This window comes from Negativicoccus succinicivorans (assembly GCF_018373335.1).
Classification (GTDB): Bacteria; Bacillota; Negativicutes; order Veillonellales; family Negativicoccaceae; genus Negativicoccus; species Negativicoccus succinicivorans_A.
Genome location: NZ_JAHAHH010000019.1, coordinates 1 through 16,323, shown reverse-complemented (window position 1 = coordinate 16,323; position 16,323 = coordinate 1). Strand labels below are relative to the sequence as shown.

Below are 16,323 nucleotides of genomic sequence, written 5' to 3'. Positions count from 1 at the left end.
GCCGCTTCCCGTACCAGACAAACGCTGTACTGCGCAAAGCTATCAACGCCGGTAAAGTACATTACATCGATATGCACTTGAGCCACGTAGCGCAGCAAGTACGCACGGGCTTTTTTGGTGATTTGGACTGGTGCATCATCGAAGTATGCGCGATTACTGAAGAAGGTCACCTGATTCCGACGACCGCTTTGGGCAACTCGCCGGTATATGTCACGGAAGCCAAAAAAGTCATCATCGAAGTGAACACTTCGCAACCGCTCGAATTGGAAGGTATGCATGATATTTATCAGCCGGCCAACCCGCCGCACCGTAAACCGATTCCGATCGAAGCAGCCGGTGACCGCATCGGTACCCCGTACATCGAAGTGGACCACAGCAAAATCGCTGCGATCGTACCGTGCGACATCACCGACAAAACGCGCCCGTTCGCCCCGATTGGCGACGACGCGAAGAAGATGAGCGGCAACCTTATCGACTTCTTGCAAAACGAAGTAAAACACGGCCGCTTGCCGGAAAACCTGCTCCCGTTGCAATCCGGTGTAGGTAACGTAGCAAACGCCGTAATCAGTGGTTTGGTCGATTCCCCGTATGAAAACCTGACCGTATACACGGAAGTTATCCAGGACGGCATGTTCGACCTGATCGACGCCGGTAAATTGACGATGGCTTCGGGCACGAGTCTCTCGCCGTCGCCGGACGGACTGAAACGTTTCTACAAAGGTATCAAAGGATATCGCGATAAGATCGTTCTGCGTCCGCAAGAAATTTCGAACAACCCGGAAGTCATCCGTCGCTTAGGCGTTATCGCGATGAACACCGCGCTCGAAATGGACATCTACGGCAACATCAACTCGACGCACGTATCGGGCACGAAGATGATGAACGGCATCGGCGGTTCGGGCGACTTCGCTCGTAACGGCGGCTTGAGCATTTTCTTCACGAACTCGATCGCGAAAAACGGCGACATCTCCTGTGTCGTACCGTTCTGCTCGCACATCGACCATACGGAACACGACGTACACGTCTACATTTCCGAAATGGGCGTTGCCGACGTTCGCGGCCTCTCGCCGAAAGAACGCGCTCGCGCGATTATCGAAAACATCGCGCATCCGGATTACCGTCCGGAACTGATGGACTATCTGGAACATGCGGAAAAAGCTTGCGGCTACTCGCAAACCCCGCATATTCTCAAAGAAGCATTTGATTTCCATCAGCGCTTAGCCGATAACAAGAGCATGAAAAAACAGTAAGACCCGATCCCTTTATGGACTTACCCGCATCGTTGAAAAGACAGCTTAAGCTGCGGCTGCGTTGTGGTTAGTCAGTCTCGCAAGAGACCGATATATATTTATATTTTTTAGGAGGATGATGAACACATGGCTAATGAATCCTTGAAGGCCAAATTGGAGGCATACGAAGAAACAGTCGCTAAGATGTATGCCAAACACCCGGAACGTCCGAACATGAAGCACAACAAAGTCTACACCCCGCTCGATATCGAAGGGTTTGACTATGAACGCGACCTGGATCTGCCGGGCAGCTATCCGTATACCCGCGGCGTACAGCCGACGATGTACCGCGGTCGTCTCTGGACGATGCGTATGTATGCCGGTTTCGCTACGGCCGAAGAATCCAACCAACGTTACCGTTACCTGATTGAAAACGGTGCGACGGGTCTTTCCTGCGCATTCGACTTGCCGACTCAGATCGGTTACGACTCGGACGATCCGATGAGTGCCGGCGAAGTCGGTAAAGTAGGCGTTGCGATCGATACGCTCGCCGACATGGAAATCCTGTTCGACCAGATCGACTTGGGTAAAGTTTCGACCTCGATGACGATCAACGCTCCGGCGTCCGTTCTCTTGTCGATGTACATTGCCGTTGCGGAAAAACAGGGCGTATCCCCTGACCAGCTGCGCGGCACGATCCAAAACGACATCCTGAAAGAATACGCGGCTCGCGGCACTTACATCTTCCCGCCGAAACCGTCGATGCGTTTGATCACCAACATTTTTGAATACTGCTCGCAGAACGTTCCGAAATGGAACACGATTTCGATCTCCGGCTACCACATCCGTGAAGCTGGTTCGACTGCGGCACAGGAAATCGCTTTCACGATCGCTGACGGTATCGCATACATCGAAGCGGCACTGAAAGCCGGCATGGAAATCGACGAATTTGCAGGTCGTCTCTCCTTCTTCTGGAACGCGCACAACAACGTGCTTGAAGAAGTTGCTAAATTCCGTGCATCCCGTCGTCTTTGGGCGCGCATCCTGAAAGAACGTTTCGGCGCGAAGAAAGACAAATCCATGAAATTGCGTGTACACACGCAGACCGCAGGTTCGATGTTGACGGCGCAACAGGTCGACAACAACATCGTTCGTGTAGCGTTGCAGACCGCGGCGGCTGTTCTCGGCGGCACGCAGTCCTTGCACACCAACTCCCGCGACGAAGCGTTGGCATTGCCGACGACGGAATCCGTACAAATCGCGTTGCGCACGCAGCAGATCGTTGCGTACGAATCCGGTTTGGCTGACGTAGTCGATCCGCTGGGCGGCTCGTACTATGTAGAAGCGATGACCAATGCGATCGAAAAGGAAGCGGAAGACTACATCCGTAAGATCGACGAAATGGGCGGCGCGGTAGTCGCTATTGAAAAAGGTTACATCCAGAAAGAAATCCAGGAATCGGCATATCGTTGGCAGATGGAAGTTGAATCCGGCGACCGCATTATCGTTGGCGTCAACAAATTCCAAGTCGAAGAAAAACCGGTCGAAGGCTTGCTGAAAGTCGACGCTTCGGTTGGCGAACTGCAGTCCAAGAAATTGGCTAAAGTCAAAGCCGAACGCGACCAGGAAGCGGTCAAGACTGCATTGGAAGCATTGCGCAAAGGCGCCGAAGATGAAAACGTCAACTTGATGCCGTTGATCCTCGACTGCGTACGCACATATGCATCTTTGGGTGAAATCTGTAACGTACTGCGCGGCGTATTCGGTGAATACCAGGCGCACGCTACGGTTTAAGATACGCTATTGCTGAAAGGATACGGGAGGTAACCAATCATGGCAGAAAAATTAATTCGTGTAATTGTTGCAAAACCGGGTCTGGATGGTCATGACCGCGGTGCTAAAGTAGTCGCTCGTGCATTGCGCGACGCGGGTTTTGAAGTTATTTATACAGGTCTTCGTCAGACTCCGGAACAGATCGCGGAAGCGGCTCTCTCCGAAGACGTTGATGTAGTTGCGTTGAGCTTGCTCTCCGGCGCGCACGGCACGCTGTTCCCGCGCGTTATCGAACTCTTGAAACAAAAGGGTATGGATAATGTGCTCGTTATCGGCGGCGGCGTTATTCCGGAAGGCGATATCCCGGCACTGAAAGAAGCCGGCGTAAAAGCTGTCTTCACACCGGGCACTCCGACCACGAAGATCATCGAATTCATCAAAGAAAACGTTCAATAAGAACTGATAGACGGTACCGGCTCCCGCTGCGGCGGGAGCGCAGGTCCGTAATTGACCAAGGGGGGCAAAACCATGGATTTAATGAAGGAATTCTGGAATGGATCCAGGCTGGCCTTGGCGAGGTCTATCTCTGCAGTCGAGAACGAAGCGGACGGATATGTCGATATACTTCGAGAAATCTATAGTCATACAGGTAATGCGCGGATTATCGGTATTACCGGCGCACCGGGTGCAGGCAAATCGACCTTGACCGACAAGCTGGTAAAACATTTCCGTAAACAAGGTAAGACTGTCGGCATTGTCGCAGTCGACCCGACGAGCCCGTTTAGCGGCGGCGCGATCTTGGGTGACCGAATTCGCATGAATGATTTGACATTGGATGAAGGCGTATTTATTCGGAGTATGGGTACGCGCGGAAGCTTGGGGGGACTCTCTAAGAAAACCGCGGATACGGTCAAGTTGATGGATGCATTCGGCTTGGATGTCGTCTTGATTGAAACGGTTGGCGTCGGCCAATCCGAAGTCGATATCGTCAAGAATGCGGACACCACATTGGTTGTATTGGTACCAGGTTTGGGCGATGATATTCAGGCGATTAAGGCGGGCATTCTGGAAATCGGCGACGTATTTACGATCAACAAATGTGATCGTGACGGCGCGGACCGTTTGAACGTTGAAATCGAAATGATGCTCGACTTGAACTCGGAAGAGGTGGATTGGCGTCCGCCGATCAAACGCACCATTGCCAGCCGTGACGAAGGCGTAGCCGACGTCATTGAGGCGATGGAAGAACATCGTGAATTCTTGGAAGAGTCCGGTCTTCTGCAGGAGCGCAGACACGAACGGACGGTCAACGAAATTATCGCGATGGTCAAAGAGCAAATTTCCCGTCACGTAATGGAAAAAGTTACGTCCTCGGGTGAATTTGATAACTACGTGGAACAAGTCTATGCAAGGAAAGTAGATCCTTACACAGTCGTTGAGTCCATCGTAGGAAAAGCTATTAAATAATTTTATTTTTTGTTGCAAAAGGAGGAAAAAGCATGGCAAATTGGAAAGTTATGAATATCGACCATATCGGTATTGCTGTGGACGATCTGCAGAAAACGAAACAAGTTTTCCAGGAAACGTTGAACGTTCATCCGACCGCAGAAGACGAAACGGTGGAAGAACAGAAAGTCAACGTAAGCTTCTTCAAACTGGGTGACGCGGAACTCGAATTCTTGGAATCCACCAGCCCGGATGGCCCGATTGCCCGTTACATTGAAAAACATCGTAACGGCTTCCAGCACGTTGCTTTGCGTGTTGACAGCATCGACGCGGCTCTCGAAGACTTGAAAGCTCGCGGTGTTCGTCTGTTGGATGAAAAACCTCGTTACGGTGCCGGCGGCTGCCGCATCGCGTTCTTGCATCCGAAAGCTACGAACGGTCTTTTGATCGAACTTACGGAGCGTCAATAATAGGAGTATGCCGCCTCGATGAGGCGGCCTTCCCTACCATTATTCGGAGGTGTAAGAATGTCGGTAAACCAACAAAAAGTTGAATTGCTTCATAAAAATTTGGAACACGTCCGCATGGGCGGTGGCCAAAGCCGTATCGACAAACAGCACGCGAAAGGCAAAATGACTGCGCGTGAACGTTTGGAAATCCTTTTTGACGAAGGTTCCTTCGTTGAAATCGGCGCTTTGGTAAAACATCGTTGCGTAAACTTCGGCCAGGATAAAAAAGATCTTCCGGGCGAAGGCGTTGTTACCGGTTATGGTACCGTTGACGGCAAACTCGTTTACGCATTTGCGCAAGACTTCACGGTAGAAGGCGGCTCGCTCGGCGAAATGCACGCCAGCAAAATCGTTCGCGTGTTGCAGCTTTCGCTCAAAATGGGCGCACCGTGTGTCGGCCTGAACGATTCGGGCGGCGCTCGTATTCAAGAAGCGGTTGACGCATTGTCCGGTTACGGCCGTATTTTCTTCGAAAATACGATTGCATCCGGTGTCGTTCCGCAGATCTCGGCCATCATGGGACCGTCGGCCGGCGGCGCGGTTTACTCGCCTGCATTGACGGACTTCATCTACATGGTCGACGGCACCAGCCAAATGTTCATCACGGGTCCGGCCGTTGTTAAATCGGTCACCGGTGAAGACGTAACGGCGGAAAAACTGGGCGGCGCTATGACCCACAACAGCATTTCGGGCGTATCGCACTTCATCGCGAAAGACGACGAAGACTGCTTGAACCAGATCCGCTATCTCTTGGGCTTCCTGCCGAGCAACAACATGGAAGAAGCTCCGATTGTTGACACGGGCGATGACCCGATGCGTATGGAAGAAAGCCTCAACACCTTGTTGCCGGACAACTCCAACGCGGCCTATGACATGTACGATGTCATCAAAGGTATTGTCGACAACGGTGAATACTATGATGTACTCGCTCACTACGCGAAAAACATCATCACCTGCTTTGCCCGTTTCGACGGACAAACCGTCGGTATCATTGCCAACCAGCCGAAATTTATGGCCGGCTGCTTGGACATCAATGCATCCGACAAATCCAGCCGTTTCATCCGTTTCTGCGACGCGTTCAACATTCCGCTCGTAAACTTGGTTGACGTACCGGGCTTCTTGCCGGGCGTACAGCAGGAATACGGCGGCATCATTCGCCACGGCGCGAAAATGCTGTTTGCGTACTCGGAAGCGACCGTGCCGAAAGTAACGGTAATTACCCGTAAAGCTTACGGCGGATCGTACCTCGCGATGTGCTCCCAGGACTTGGGCGCGGACCAGGTATTCGCTTGGCCGACTTCGGAAATTGCGGTTATGGGACCGGCAGGCGCTGCCAACATCATCTTCCGGAAAGATCCGGACAAAGAACAGAAGACGGCAGAATATGTGGAAGAGTTCGCGACTCCGTACAAAGCAGCAGAACGTGGCTTTGTTGACGCAGTTATCGAACCGAAACAAACGCGTCCGTACGTTATCAACGCGTTGGCCATGCTCGCCAGCAAACGCGAAGCCCGTCCTGCGAAGAAACACGCCAATATTCCGTTATAATCCCTTAGCGGCATAACGAGATATAGGAAAATCTAAAAAGAAAGGATGGGTGTGAATGGAAAATGAATTGAATCCTTGGGTATTTATGCTGATCAATATGTTTATTGTATTCTTTGTGTTGATTATGCTTTGGGTACTCATGACGATCATTCGACTTGTGGATCCGACCGGAAAAAAAAAGTCGTCTCCTAAACCGGTAGCCAATGCGGCACCGGCCGCGGCAGCAGCTCCGGCAGCGACATCGACTGCGTCCGGTAATGATGAAGTAGTTGCGGCGATCACCGCAGCAGTAGTAGCAATGGGCTACTCGAGCACGCAAATTGCGTCGATTCGTCCGGCGAAAAATACCGGCTGGACGGCAGCAGCGCGTCTGTCTGGAGTAGATAATTACTAAGCAGTACCTTGTTTTGGAGAATTACTTTTTAGTAGGAGGATGTACAATGAGAAAATTTTCTGTAACCGTTAACGGTCAAGAATATGATGTAGAAGTCAACGAACTCGGCGCAGGCGCAGCTCCGAAAGCAGCTCCGGCTCCGAAAGCGGCTCCGGCTCCGGCGGCAGCTCCGGCTCCGGCGGCAGCTCCGGCTCCGGCTCCGGCGGCGAAAGCGGCTCCGGCCGGCGCGGAAACAGTGAAAGCTCCGATGCCGGGCAAAATCCTTTCCGTCGACGTAAAAGAAGGTCAGGCTGTTAAAGCCGGCGACCTCCTCTGTGTCCTGGAAGCGATGAAAATGGCCAACGAAATCTATGCTCCGAGCGACGCTACGGTTAAAAGCATCTTGGTCGCAGCCAATGCTACCGTACAAGCGGGCGACGATTTGATCGCGTTGGGCTAAAACCTCAACTTACCAGAAAACATAGAAGAGGAGATACAGAATGACTGATTTCATAGTAGCGGTGACTTCAGTATGGCATGACAGCGGCTTGATCGTCTTTTCCATCGGTAACGCGATCATGATCGTTGTCGGCATACTGTTGCTCTACCTGGCATTTGCCAAGGAATTTGAGCCGTTGTTGCTCGGACCGATCGCATTCGGTTGTATCCTTGCCAACTTGCCGAAAAACGGCTTTGAAGAAGGCGTTTTTGCCCTCATTCATGCGGGCATTCAGTTTGAAATTTTCCCGCCGTTGATCTTTATGGGTGTCGGCGCGATGACGGACTTCGGTCCGCTGCTTGCGAACCCGAAAACCCTCTTGCTCGGCGCGGCGGCACAGATCGGTGTATTCGTTGCCTTGGGTGGCGCGATGTTCTTGGGCTTTACTGCTCCGCAGGCAGCGGCGATCGGTATTATCGGTGGCGCTGACGGCCCGACTTCGATTTACCTGGCTTCGAAATTGGCTCCGGAACTCTTGGGTGCGATCGCGGTAGCGGCGTATTCGTACATGTCCCTGGTTCCGTTGATTCAGCCTCCGATCATGAAATTATTCACGACGAAAAAAGATCGTCAAATTGTCATGGAACAGCTGCGTCACGTATCGCACTTTGAAAAAGTTGTATTCCCGATCGGGGCTACGATTTTCATCAGCTTATTACTTCCGTCCATTACCGCACTTTTAGGTATGCTGATGTTCGGTAACTTGATCAATGAATCCGGTGTTACGCACCGTCTGTCCGATACGGCGCAGAACGCGTTGATGAACACCGTCACGATCTTCCTGGCATTGGGTACCGGTTGTACCATGTCGGCGGAAAGCTTCCTGAACGTTCAAACCTTGGAAATCATCGGTTTAGGCCTCGTTGCTTTCATCGCGGGTACAGCGGGCGGTGTTATCTTCGGTAAGATCATGCTGATGGTCGACGGCAAGACGAACCCGTTGATCGGTTCGGCAGGCGTTTCCGCCGTTCCGATGGCAGCTCGCGTATCGCAGGTTGTCGGTTCGAAAGCAAACCCGGCTAACTTCTTGCTCATGCACGCCATGGGTCCGAACGTTGCCGGCGTAATCGGTACGGCGGTAGCGGCCGGTACTATGCTTGCCATGTTGAGTGCGACAGGCGCTCACTAATTAGCATCCGCAATATATCCTCTTACCTCGAGCCCTTCTTTTGTACCTTTGCCCAATGACTATTTGCTAGTTATTACGAAAAGAAGGTGTACTCTTATGAGCCCTGCAATCATCACATTATCGGTACTTGCAGTGGTCGCCATTTGCTTTATTACTGAAATCATTCCTTTGGCGATTACTTCGATGGGCGGCGCTATTGCGCTGGGTTTGTTGGGTGTTATCCCGGAAAAAATGATTTTCTCCGGTCTTTCGAACTCAACGGTTGTTTTGTTCGCCGGTATGTTCGTCATCGGCGCGGCTTTGTTCCACACCGGCATGGCGCAACTTATCGGTGAAAGAGTTGTACGTATGGCCGGTAAAAGTGAAACCGGTTTGATGTTTGGCGTTATGGCGATTACGATCATCATGAGCTCGGTACTGTCCAACACCGGTACCGCCGCTTCCCTGATCCCGGTTGTTACCGGTATTTGCGCGGCCGCTCATCTGAAAGGTTCGCGTTTCATGATGCCGATGGCTATCGCCGCCAACGCCGGCGGTACGCTGACGATGGTCGGCACGCCGCCGAACATCATCGTTACCGGCGCGTTGTCCAACGCGCATTTGCCGACTTTCGGTTTCTTCGAATTCGCATTTGCCGGTATTCCGCTTTGTATCGCGACTGTCCTGTTCACTTTGACGATCGGCAAACGCTTACTGCCGAACCATGATATCGACACTTCTGTGGAAGTGGAACAGGAAGTCTCGGAAGTATCGGGCAACAGAACGAAACAGATGATTTCGCTCTTGATCCTGATCTGCGTTGTTTTGGTCATGATCTTCTCGAAAACCCTGCACGTATCGCTGACGACCGCGGCCGTTATCGGCGCGTTGGCAGCTGTCTTGACAGGTTGTATGACAGAAAAACAAGCGTATGCTTCGATTGACTGGGTAACGATTTTCTTATTCGCAGGCATGATGCCGATCGCGACCGCATTGGATAAATCGGGCGCCGGCAAATTGATTGCGGACACCGTTGTCGGTTGGTTGGGCGACAGCCCGAATCCGTTGGTTGTCTGCGCGGCGATGTATCTTTTGAGCAACATCATGACGCAGTTCATGAACAACACGGCGACAGCCGCTCTGTTGGCACCGCTCGGCATTTCGATGGCGCAATCCTTACATGCGGACCCGAAAGCCGTTCTCGTGAGCATTGCGATCGCAGCCTCCGCCGCATTTGCGACGCCGGTTGCAACGCCTCCGAACACGCTGGTACTTGGCCCCGGTCAATACAGCTTCAACGACTACCTCAAGATCGGTATTCCGCTTTGTCTCGTAGGCTTCGTCGTTATGATGATTGTGATTCCGATGGTTTGGCCGTTCTTCCCGTGAGCTGCTGAATGACAGGAATCTAGCGTATGTATGAAAAGGCCTCGCTTGCGAGGCCTTTTCTTTACCTTTTGATTGAGGTTTGTATGGAAATTTTGGAACAAATGAGCCCGCCGCAATTCCTCTATCGTCTGTTTTTATGCATGCTGGCGGCGATGATCGTCGTAGGCATTACGGCAGAATGGATCGGGGAAGAGCGCAAGGCGCGCTGGTTCAAAAAACGCACCCGTTTTTCTTTCTTTTTGCGTCGCGGTCCGCTGGGGGAAAAATTTCACTTCGGTTATCCGCGTACCTTGGAAGGCATCGGCGTGTTTTTGGCGATGTGTATTGTTATCGGACTGGCGTCCGTGTTTATTTTCACCACACCGTTATTGAACTAGCAAAAAGACCGGAAGTTTCCGGTCTTTTTTATAGTCGGAAAAGAGTATCCGACAGATAAAATGAAAGAGACGAGGAAAAGGAGAAAAAATAAAGAAACATGCGTTTGGATAAAAAGAAACCAAGATTGTCAAGTGCAAGTAAACTCAAATGCGCAAAAAACGGTCAAATTACGCGTTTTATATCTACGCACGGCCAAACACACTGGTATGCTTATAATTTTTATAAAATAAGCGTTTTTTGAATATCTAAAGAAATGTGTTTGCTTGCTTATAAAAGATGACCTGATTTTATATTTTGTCGTGATTTGAGGCGTTTTTTTGCGAAATAAATGCGAAGAAAATGACGGGTAATTGTTGTCTTGGAGCGATATTATTTCCATGCGGAGAAAGGTCATATCGAGGCGGGGAAGACTCTTGTGGAAACCATGCGCGATCCGCCAGAAAAAATCGCCGCCGTATTGCGAGTGGGATAAGTGTAAGAGCGAGGTAGGAATAAGCGGTAAATATAAAGCAAACGCCGGCAGATAGAAAATGAAGGCGGATGTGAATGAAAGATCACGCCATGAGGCGCATGAAAGGAAACGCGCAGGGGAAGGCGTTCCATAAAAGACGAATGCGTATGTTCCGTTTCCATGCGAGGAACTTTTTGAGCTCGACAGATAAACGAAAAGTTTTACGGATATAAAAGAGCGCCGGTATAGCTGGAATGAAGTGTCCGATGGGCTTGACGACCGGTGCGAGTGAACACAGATGCATGTGGTCGCGGTACTTTTTCGCTGTCCGATACGGGAACGGATCGCCAATATTCGAGTGCTCATTGTCCCTACCGTCATCGCGATGCGGTTGGTGGCGACATGGCGGGCTCGTGCATGACGGTTACGGATCGAGTGATTCGAGGGCGCGAAGAAGAGGAAAAGGCGAGCGGCAAGATACACGGGCAAGCTCGGCTTACGGGGAGCGCGCGGACGAATCTGGGGGACTGTTTTTCACGTATCGTTGGGAAGGATGCGTTACAAAAGGTATTTCCATGACTTTTATGGAGCGGGACAAAGACGTCACGTTAAAAATGATAATAGCGACGGATGCAAAACATCTTATATAAACATGTATATATAATATAATAATATACATAAATATAATTACTGTTTGCTATATTGATAATATGTCTGAGTAATAACACCATAAAACATTTAGAATATCAATCTCTATAATGACATATAAACGCTTGTAAATAAGGAGTTTGCGGAGGTCTTCAAGAATGATTTACACGAATTTATGAATTGCATTAATGTTGACGAAAGCTTAAAAGGCATGTAATATTGAGAACATAAGTAGGGTATGACCTTCTGTCCACCTTTTAGATCGGTCTCTCTTACTTATCCGACGTGCGTAGGAAGAGCGCACTTATGATCGCTTGCGAGCGGGCTTTCTGCGAAAAAGCTTGCAACGCATCCTGACCGTGAATCTGAGAGAAACGAAATTGACCAAGTATCTCCTTACTTCGATGACGAAGTGTCAATTGTGCGACGAGTCGCTACCTCGTCATGCGGCACACGTTTTCAGCCATGGCAAAGGATTTGTCTATCGGAGCAAATAGCGATCGGACATTGGCAGCGGGCGGAGCTTTCCGCCCTTTAGAAGAAAGGAGAGAGGTCAATTGGGAAGTTTTGCAACAGACTTCATAGTAGCGATCACATCAGTATGGCATGACAGCGGTATGATTGCTTTTTCCCTGGGTCATGGCCTGATGATTTTTGTCGGCATTTTATTGCTGTACATGGCGTTTGTCAAAGAGTATGAACCTTTGCTCTTAGGGCCGATCGCTTTCGGCTGTATTTTGGCGAACTTACCGAAAAACGGCTTCGAAGAAGGAGTTTTTGCACTTATCAGCGCGGGCATTCAGTATGAAATTTTTCCGCCACTTATTTTCATGGGAGTTGGCGCGATGACGGACTTCGGTCCGCTGCTCGCGAATCCTAAAACGCTTCTTTTAGGAGCGGCCGCACAGATCGGCGTGTTTGTCGCACTCGGGGGCGCTATGTTCCTGGGCTTTACGGCACCGCAGGCGGCGGCTATCGGTATTATCGGCGGAGCGGACGGCCCGACATCGATTTACCTCGCTTCCAAACTCGCACCGGAACTCTTGGGCGCGATCGCGGTAGCGGCGTATTCGTACATGTCGCTGGTTCCTTTGATCCAGCCGCCGATTATGAAAATGTTCACCACGAAAAAGCAACGTCAAATCGTCATGGGTCAGCTGCGTCACGTGACGCATTTTGAAAAGGTGGTATTCCCCATCGCCGCGACGATTCTGATTTCGTTGATTTTGCCCTCGATCACGGCACTGCTCGGCATGCTGATGTTCGGTAACCTGATCAACGAATCCGGAGTTACCCATCGTCTGTCGGATACGGCGCAGAACGCGTTGATGAATACGGTTACGATCTTCCTCGCGCTCGGTACCGGTATCACGATGTCGGCGGAAAGTTTCCTGAACGTGCAAACGCTGGAAATTATCGGTCTCGGCTTGGTGGCCTTTATCGGCGGTACGGCGGCCGGCGTACTCTTCGGTCAAATAATGACGAAGCTGGACGGCGGCAAGACCAACCCGCTCATCGGCTCGGCGGGCGTATCAGCTGTACCGATGGCGGCGCGCGTATCGCAGGTGGTCGGCGCGAAAGCCAATCCGTCGAACTTCCTTCTGATGCACGCGATGGGACCGAACGTAGCCGGTGTTATCGGCACGGCGGTCGCGGCCGGCACGATGCTTGCTATGTTGCAAGCCATGCAATAAACTTTTTTCCCACTTACTTTCTTGCCCGAACCACTTACCTATTTTTCAAATGTTCTACAGTTGTTATAGGAAGAAGGTATTGATTTGAGTCCTGCTATTATTACTCTTTGCGTCCTGGGCGTTGTCGCATTGCTGTTCATTACCGAACTGATTCCGCTTGCGATTACTTCCATGGGCGGATCGATTGCGCTGGGTTTGTTGGGCGTTATTTCTGAAAAACAAATTTTCTCGGGTCTTTCGAACTCGACGGTTGTTTTGTTCGCCGGCATGTTCGTCATCGGTGCGGCGTTGTTCCATACCGGCATGGCGCAACTTATCGGTGAGAAGGTTGTCCGCATGGCGGGCACGGGTGAAACGCGTCTGATGGGCGGCGTTATGCTCGTTACGATTGTCATGAGTGCGGTATTGTCCAACACCGGTACGGCCGCATCTTTGATTCCGGTAGTGACCGGCATCTGCGCGGCGGCGAAATTGAAAGGCTCGCGCTTCCTGATGCCGATGGCGATCGCCGCCAACGTCGGCGGTACGCTCACCATGGTCGGTACGCCGCCGAATATTATCGTTACCGGCGCATTGGCCAATGCGGGTTTGCCGTCATTTGGCTTCTTCGAATTCGCCTGGATGGGTATTCCGCTTTCGCTCGTCACCGTCGCGTTCACGCTGACGGTCGGCAAACGCTTGCTGCCTTCGCATGATCTGGATGCGGAAGTCGAAGTGGAACAGGAAGTCGATCCGTCGACTGTCAACCACAGCAAATCGAAACAGATTATTTCGCTCTTGATTTTGGTCGGTGTTGTACTGACGATGGTCTTCTCCAAACAGCTCGGCGTTTCGCTGACGACTGCAGCCGTTATCGGCGCGTTGGTCGCTGTTTTGACCGGCTGTATGACGGAAAAACAGGCGTATGCCTCGATTGACTGGGTAACGATTTTCCTCTTCGCCGGCATGATGCCGATCGCGACTGCGTTGGATAAATCGGGCGCCGGCAAATTGATTGCCGATACCGTTGTCGGCTGGCTCGGCGACAGCCCGAACCCGCTCGTTATCGCGGCGGTTATGTATCTCTTGAGTAACATCATGACGCAGTTCATGAACAACACGGCGACGGCGGCGCTCTTGGCACCGCTCGGCATTTCCATGGCGCAGTCCATGGGTGCGGATCCGAAAGCCGTGCTCGTAAGTATCGCGATTGCCGCGTCGGCTGCTTTTGCAACGCCGGTAGCGACACCGCCGAATACCCTGGTTCTTGGACCGGGCCAATACAGCTTCAACGATTACCTGAAAGTCGGTATTCCGCTCTGTATTGTCGGCTTCATCACTTCGATGATCGTGATTCCGATCGTTTGGCCGTTCTTCCCGTGAGCTGCTGAATGACATAAAAAAAGACCTCCTCGGAGGTCTTTTTTTATGCGCCGCCTACGCTTCGAACGATGGCGGCGACGGCCATGCAAGTGAGGATGCCCATGGCGGTAGGAAGCAATGCGGCAAGCATCGTCCAACGCCAGCTTTTCGTTTCATTTTGAATGGTGAGCAGGGTCGTGCCGCAGGGCCAATGCATGAGTGAAAATAGAATCACGCACAGGGCGGTGAGCCAGGTCCAACCGTGGTCAAGCAAAAGCGTTTTCAGGGTGGAGAGATTATCGATGTCGAGTAAAGCGCCTTCGGCGAGATAAATCATAATCATACAGGGGAAAATGATTTCATTCGCCGGCAGACCTAAAATAAACGCGGCTAAAATCGTGCCGTCCAGTCCCATGAGGTAGCCGAGCGGCTCCAACGCGTTCACCATGTGGCGGACTAAGCTGACGCCCTGATATTGCAGATTGGCTAAGCACCAAATCACGAGTCCGGCGGGCGCGGCGATGCTGACGGCGCGCCACAGTACAAAGAGCGTTCGATCCAACAGCGAACGCACGATGACGGTGCCGATCTGCGGTCGGCGAAACGGCGGCAGCTCGAGCGTGAACGAGGAGGGAATTCCCTTCAGCGCGGTCATGGAAAGCAGCTTGGAAGCCACCAGCGTGGCGACGACACCGACAACAATGACCATGGCGAGCAAAAAGGCGGCTCCCAGCGAATCTAAAAGCCCGCCCGATGTCCCGATCCAAAACATGGAAATCATCGCGATTATCGTCGGAAAACGGCCGTTACAGGGCACGAAATTGTTCGTGATGATGGCAATCAGCTGCTCGCGCGGCGAATCAATGATCCGACAGCCGGTCACGCCCGCCGCGTTGCAACCGAAGCCCATGCACATCGTGAGGGCCTGTTTGCCGCAGGCTTTACAGTATTGAAAGCAACGGTCCAAGTTATACGCGACACGCGGCAAATAACCGAGGTCTTCGAGCAGGGTGAAAAGCGGGAAAAAGATCGCCATCGGCGGCAACATGACCGAAACGACCCAGGCCATGACGCGATACACGCCGAATAAAAGCGGACCGTAGATCGCCTCGGATATCCCCAGAGCAACGGCGCGGTCGACCAACCAATCCTGACCGGCGAAAAGAATCCGCGCGAGGATTTCGGAAGGATAGTTGGACCCGGTAATCGTCAGCCAAAAGACGCCTAAAAGCAAAAGAAACATAATGGCGAATCCGGTATACGGACCGGTAAAGTATCGATCGAGTTTGCGATCCCGTTGCGCGTAATGCGGATTGTGAAAGGTAACGACCTCTTGACTGACGGCTTCCGCGCGGCGAATGAAACTTTCGCTGATCGCGTCCCGCAGTTTCTCTTGGGGAAATCCCGCCAGCACCAAATCCCGTTGCGCCGCGGTGAGCGCCTGCGCGATGGCGGGAATTTTATACAAATTGATGCCGAGGTATCGTTCCATTGCCTGTGACATCCCGACGGCTCGCTCCAAAAGACGTATGGCGAGCCAGCGCGGACTGACTTTGTGGCCGACGTACGGAACGAGCTCGGGTTCCAGTTTGGTGATCGCCGCTTCAATCGCTTCAGGGTAAGTGTGTTTTTGCGGTTGCCGGCAGGCGACATGACGCTGTTTGACCGTGGCGATCAAATCATCGAGCCCCTTCTTGGAGCGGGCCGCCGTACCGATAACGGGAACGCCCAGACGACGAGCCAGTTGCGCCAAGTCGATATGAATTTCTTTTTTCGCCGCTTCGTCCAGCAAGTTCACGCAGACGACTACCTGCGGCGTAGTCTCCATAATTTGCAAGACAAGATTCAAATTGCGTTCCAACGCGGTCGCGTCACACACGGCGATCACGCAGGCCGGTTGTTCAAAACAGATGTAATCGCGGGCGACTTCCTCTTCT

14 protein-coding genes are annotated in these 16,323 nt (G+C 51.9%); 13 read left to right on the top strand and 1 reads right to left on the bottom strand.

Annotated features, from left to right (window positions below; all coding sequences use genetic code 11):
* The 13 genes from KH813_RS02595 to KH813_RS02535 all read left to right on the top strand — a co-directional run.
* Window positions 1-1,250 (top strand): succinate CoA transferase (locus tag KH813_RS02595; protein ID WP_303992855.1); only part of this gene is annotated, 1,250 nt, incomplete at its 5' end.
* A 126-nt stretch (window positions 1,251-1,376) separates the two neighbouring features.
* On the top strand, window positions 1,377-3,023 hold the full coding sequence (locus tag KH813_RS02590) for a methylmalonyl-CoA mutase (RefSeq protein WP_303992852.1): 1,647 nt from the start codon (window positions 1,377-1,379) through the stop codon (window positions 3,021-3,023).
* Between the two features lie 39 nt (window positions 3,024-3,062).
* On the top strand, window positions 3,063-3,458 hold the full coding sequence (locus KH813_RS02585; RefSeq protein ID WP_303992849.1) for a cobalamin B12-binding domain-containing protein: 396 nt from the start codon (window positions 3,063-3,065) through the stop codon (window positions 3,456-3,458).
* A gap of 72 nt (window positions 3,459-3,530) precedes the next feature.
* A complete protein-coding gene (meaB, locus tag KH813_RS02580; protein ID WP_303992846.1) occupies window positions 3,531-4,469 on the top strand; it encodes a methylmalonyl Co-A mutase-associated GTPase MeaB in 939 nt (312 codons plus the stop codon).
* Between the two features lie 32 nt (window positions 4,470-4,501).
* On the top strand, window positions 4,502-4,918 hold the full coding sequence (gene mce, locus KH813_RS02575) for a methylmalonyl-CoA epimerase (protein WP_303992843.1): 417 nt from the start codon (window positions 4,502-4,504) through the stop codon (window positions 4,916-4,918).
* Between the two features lie 57 nt (window positions 4,919-4,975).
* The gene (locus KH813_RS02570; RefSeq protein WP_303992841.1) at window positions 4,976-6,505 is read left to right on the top strand and encodes a carboxyl transferase domain-containing protein; all 1,530 of its coding nucleotides are present in this window, start codon (window positions 4,976-4,978) and stop codon (window positions 6,503-6,505) included.
* A gap of 55 nt (window positions 6,506-6,560) precedes the next feature.
* Window positions 6,561-6,899: an OadG family transporter subunit gene (locus KH813_RS02565; RefSeq protein ID WP_303992838.1), complete on the top strand. Its 339-nt coding sequence runs from the start codon at window positions 6,561-6,563 to the stop codon at window positions 6,897-6,899.
* A gap of 46 nt (window positions 6,900-6,945) precedes the next feature.
* On the top strand, window positions 6,946-7,338 hold the full coding sequence (locus KH813_RS02560) for a biotin/lipoyl-containing protein (protein ID WP_303992835.1): 393 nt from the start codon (window positions 6,946-6,948) through the stop codon (window positions 7,336-7,338).
* Between the two features lie 40 nt (window positions 7,339-7,378).
* On the top strand, window positions 7,379-8,506 hold the full coding sequence (locus KH813_RS02555; protein ID WP_303992832.1) for a sodium ion-translocating decarboxylase subunit beta: 1,128 nt from the start codon (window positions 7,379-7,381) through the stop codon (window positions 8,504-8,506).
* Window positions 8,507-8,602: 96 nt separating this feature from the next.
* Window positions 8,603-9,874 carry an SLC13 family permease gene (locus KH813_RS02550; RefSeq protein WP_303992830.1) on the top strand — a complete coding sequence of 424 codons (1,272 nt, stop codon included), beginning with the start codon at window positions 8,603-8,605 and terminating at the stop codon, window positions 9,872-9,874.
* A gap of 83 nt (window positions 9,875-9,957) precedes the next feature.
* A complete protein-coding gene (locus KH813_RS02545) occupies window positions 9,958-10,251 on the top strand; it encodes a hypothetical protein (RefSeq protein ID WP_303992827.1) in 294 nt (97 codons plus the stop codon).
* Window positions 10,252-11,968: 1,717 nt separating this feature from the next.
* A complete protein-coding gene (locus KH813_RS02540; protein ID WP_369694427.1) occupies window positions 11,969-13,045 on the top strand; it encodes a sodium ion-translocating decarboxylase subunit beta in 1,077 nt (358 codons plus the stop codon).
* Between the two features lie 84 nt (window positions 13,046-13,129).
* The gene (locus KH813_RS02535) at window positions 13,130-14,407 is read left to right on the top strand and encodes an SLC13 family permease (RefSeq protein ID WP_303992822.1); all 1,278 of its coding nucleotides are present in this window, start codon (window positions 13,130-13,132) and stop codon (window positions 14,405-14,407) included.
* A gap of 43 nt (window positions 14,408-14,450) precedes the next feature.
* Here the strand turns inward: KH813_RS02535 and KH813_RS02530 are convergent.
* A partial coding sequence (locus KH813_RS02530) for a ferrous iron transporter B (protein ID WP_303992819.1) occupies window positions 14,451-16,323 on the bottom strand: 1,873 nt, incomplete at its 5' end.

Excerpts from the sequence above, each read along its gene's own strand:
- KH813_RS02590 (WP_303992852.1), top strand. The coding sequence starts at position 1,377 with ATGGCTAATGAATCCTTGAAGGCCAAATTGGAGGCATACGAAGAAACA.
- KH813_RS02585 (WP_303992849.1), top strand. The coding sequence starts at position 3,063 with ATGGCAGAAAAATTAATTCGTGTAATTGTTGCAAAACCGGGTCTGGAT.
- meaB (WP_303992846.1), top strand. The coding sequence starts at position 3,531 with ATGGATTTAATGAAGGAATTCTGGAATGGATCCAGGCTGGCCTTGGCG.
- mce (WP_303992843.1), top strand. The coding sequence starts at position 4,502 with ATGGCAAATTGGAAAGTTATGAATATCGACCATATCGGTATTGCTGTG.
- KH813_RS02570 (WP_303992841.1), top strand. The coding sequence starts at position 4,976 with ATGTCGGTAAACCAACAAAAAGTTGAATTGCTTCATAAAAATTTGGAA.
- KH813_RS02565 (WP_303992838.1), top strand. The coding sequence starts at position 6,561 with ATGGAAAATGAATTGAATCCTTGGGTATTTATGCTGATCAATATGTTT.
- KH813_RS02560 (WP_303992835.1), top strand. The coding sequence starts at position 6,946 with ATGAGAAAATTTTCTGTAACCGTTAACGGTCAAGAATATGATGTAGAA.
- KH813_RS02555 (WP_303992832.1), top strand. The coding sequence starts at position 7,379 with ATGACTGATTTCATAGTAGCGGTGACTTCAGTATGGCATGACAGCGGC.
- KH813_RS02550 (WP_303992830.1), top strand. The coding sequence starts at position 8,603 with ATGAGCCCTGCAATCATCACATTATCGGTACTTGCAGTGGTCGCCATT.
- KH813_RS02545 (WP_303992827.1), top strand. The coding sequence starts at position 9,958 with ATGGAAATTTTGGAACAAATGAGCCCGCCGCAATTCCTCTATCGTCTG.
- KH813_RS02540 (WP_369694427.1), top strand. The coding sequence starts at position 11,969 with ATGATTGCTTTTTCCCTGGGTCATGGCCTGATGATTTTTGTCGGCATT.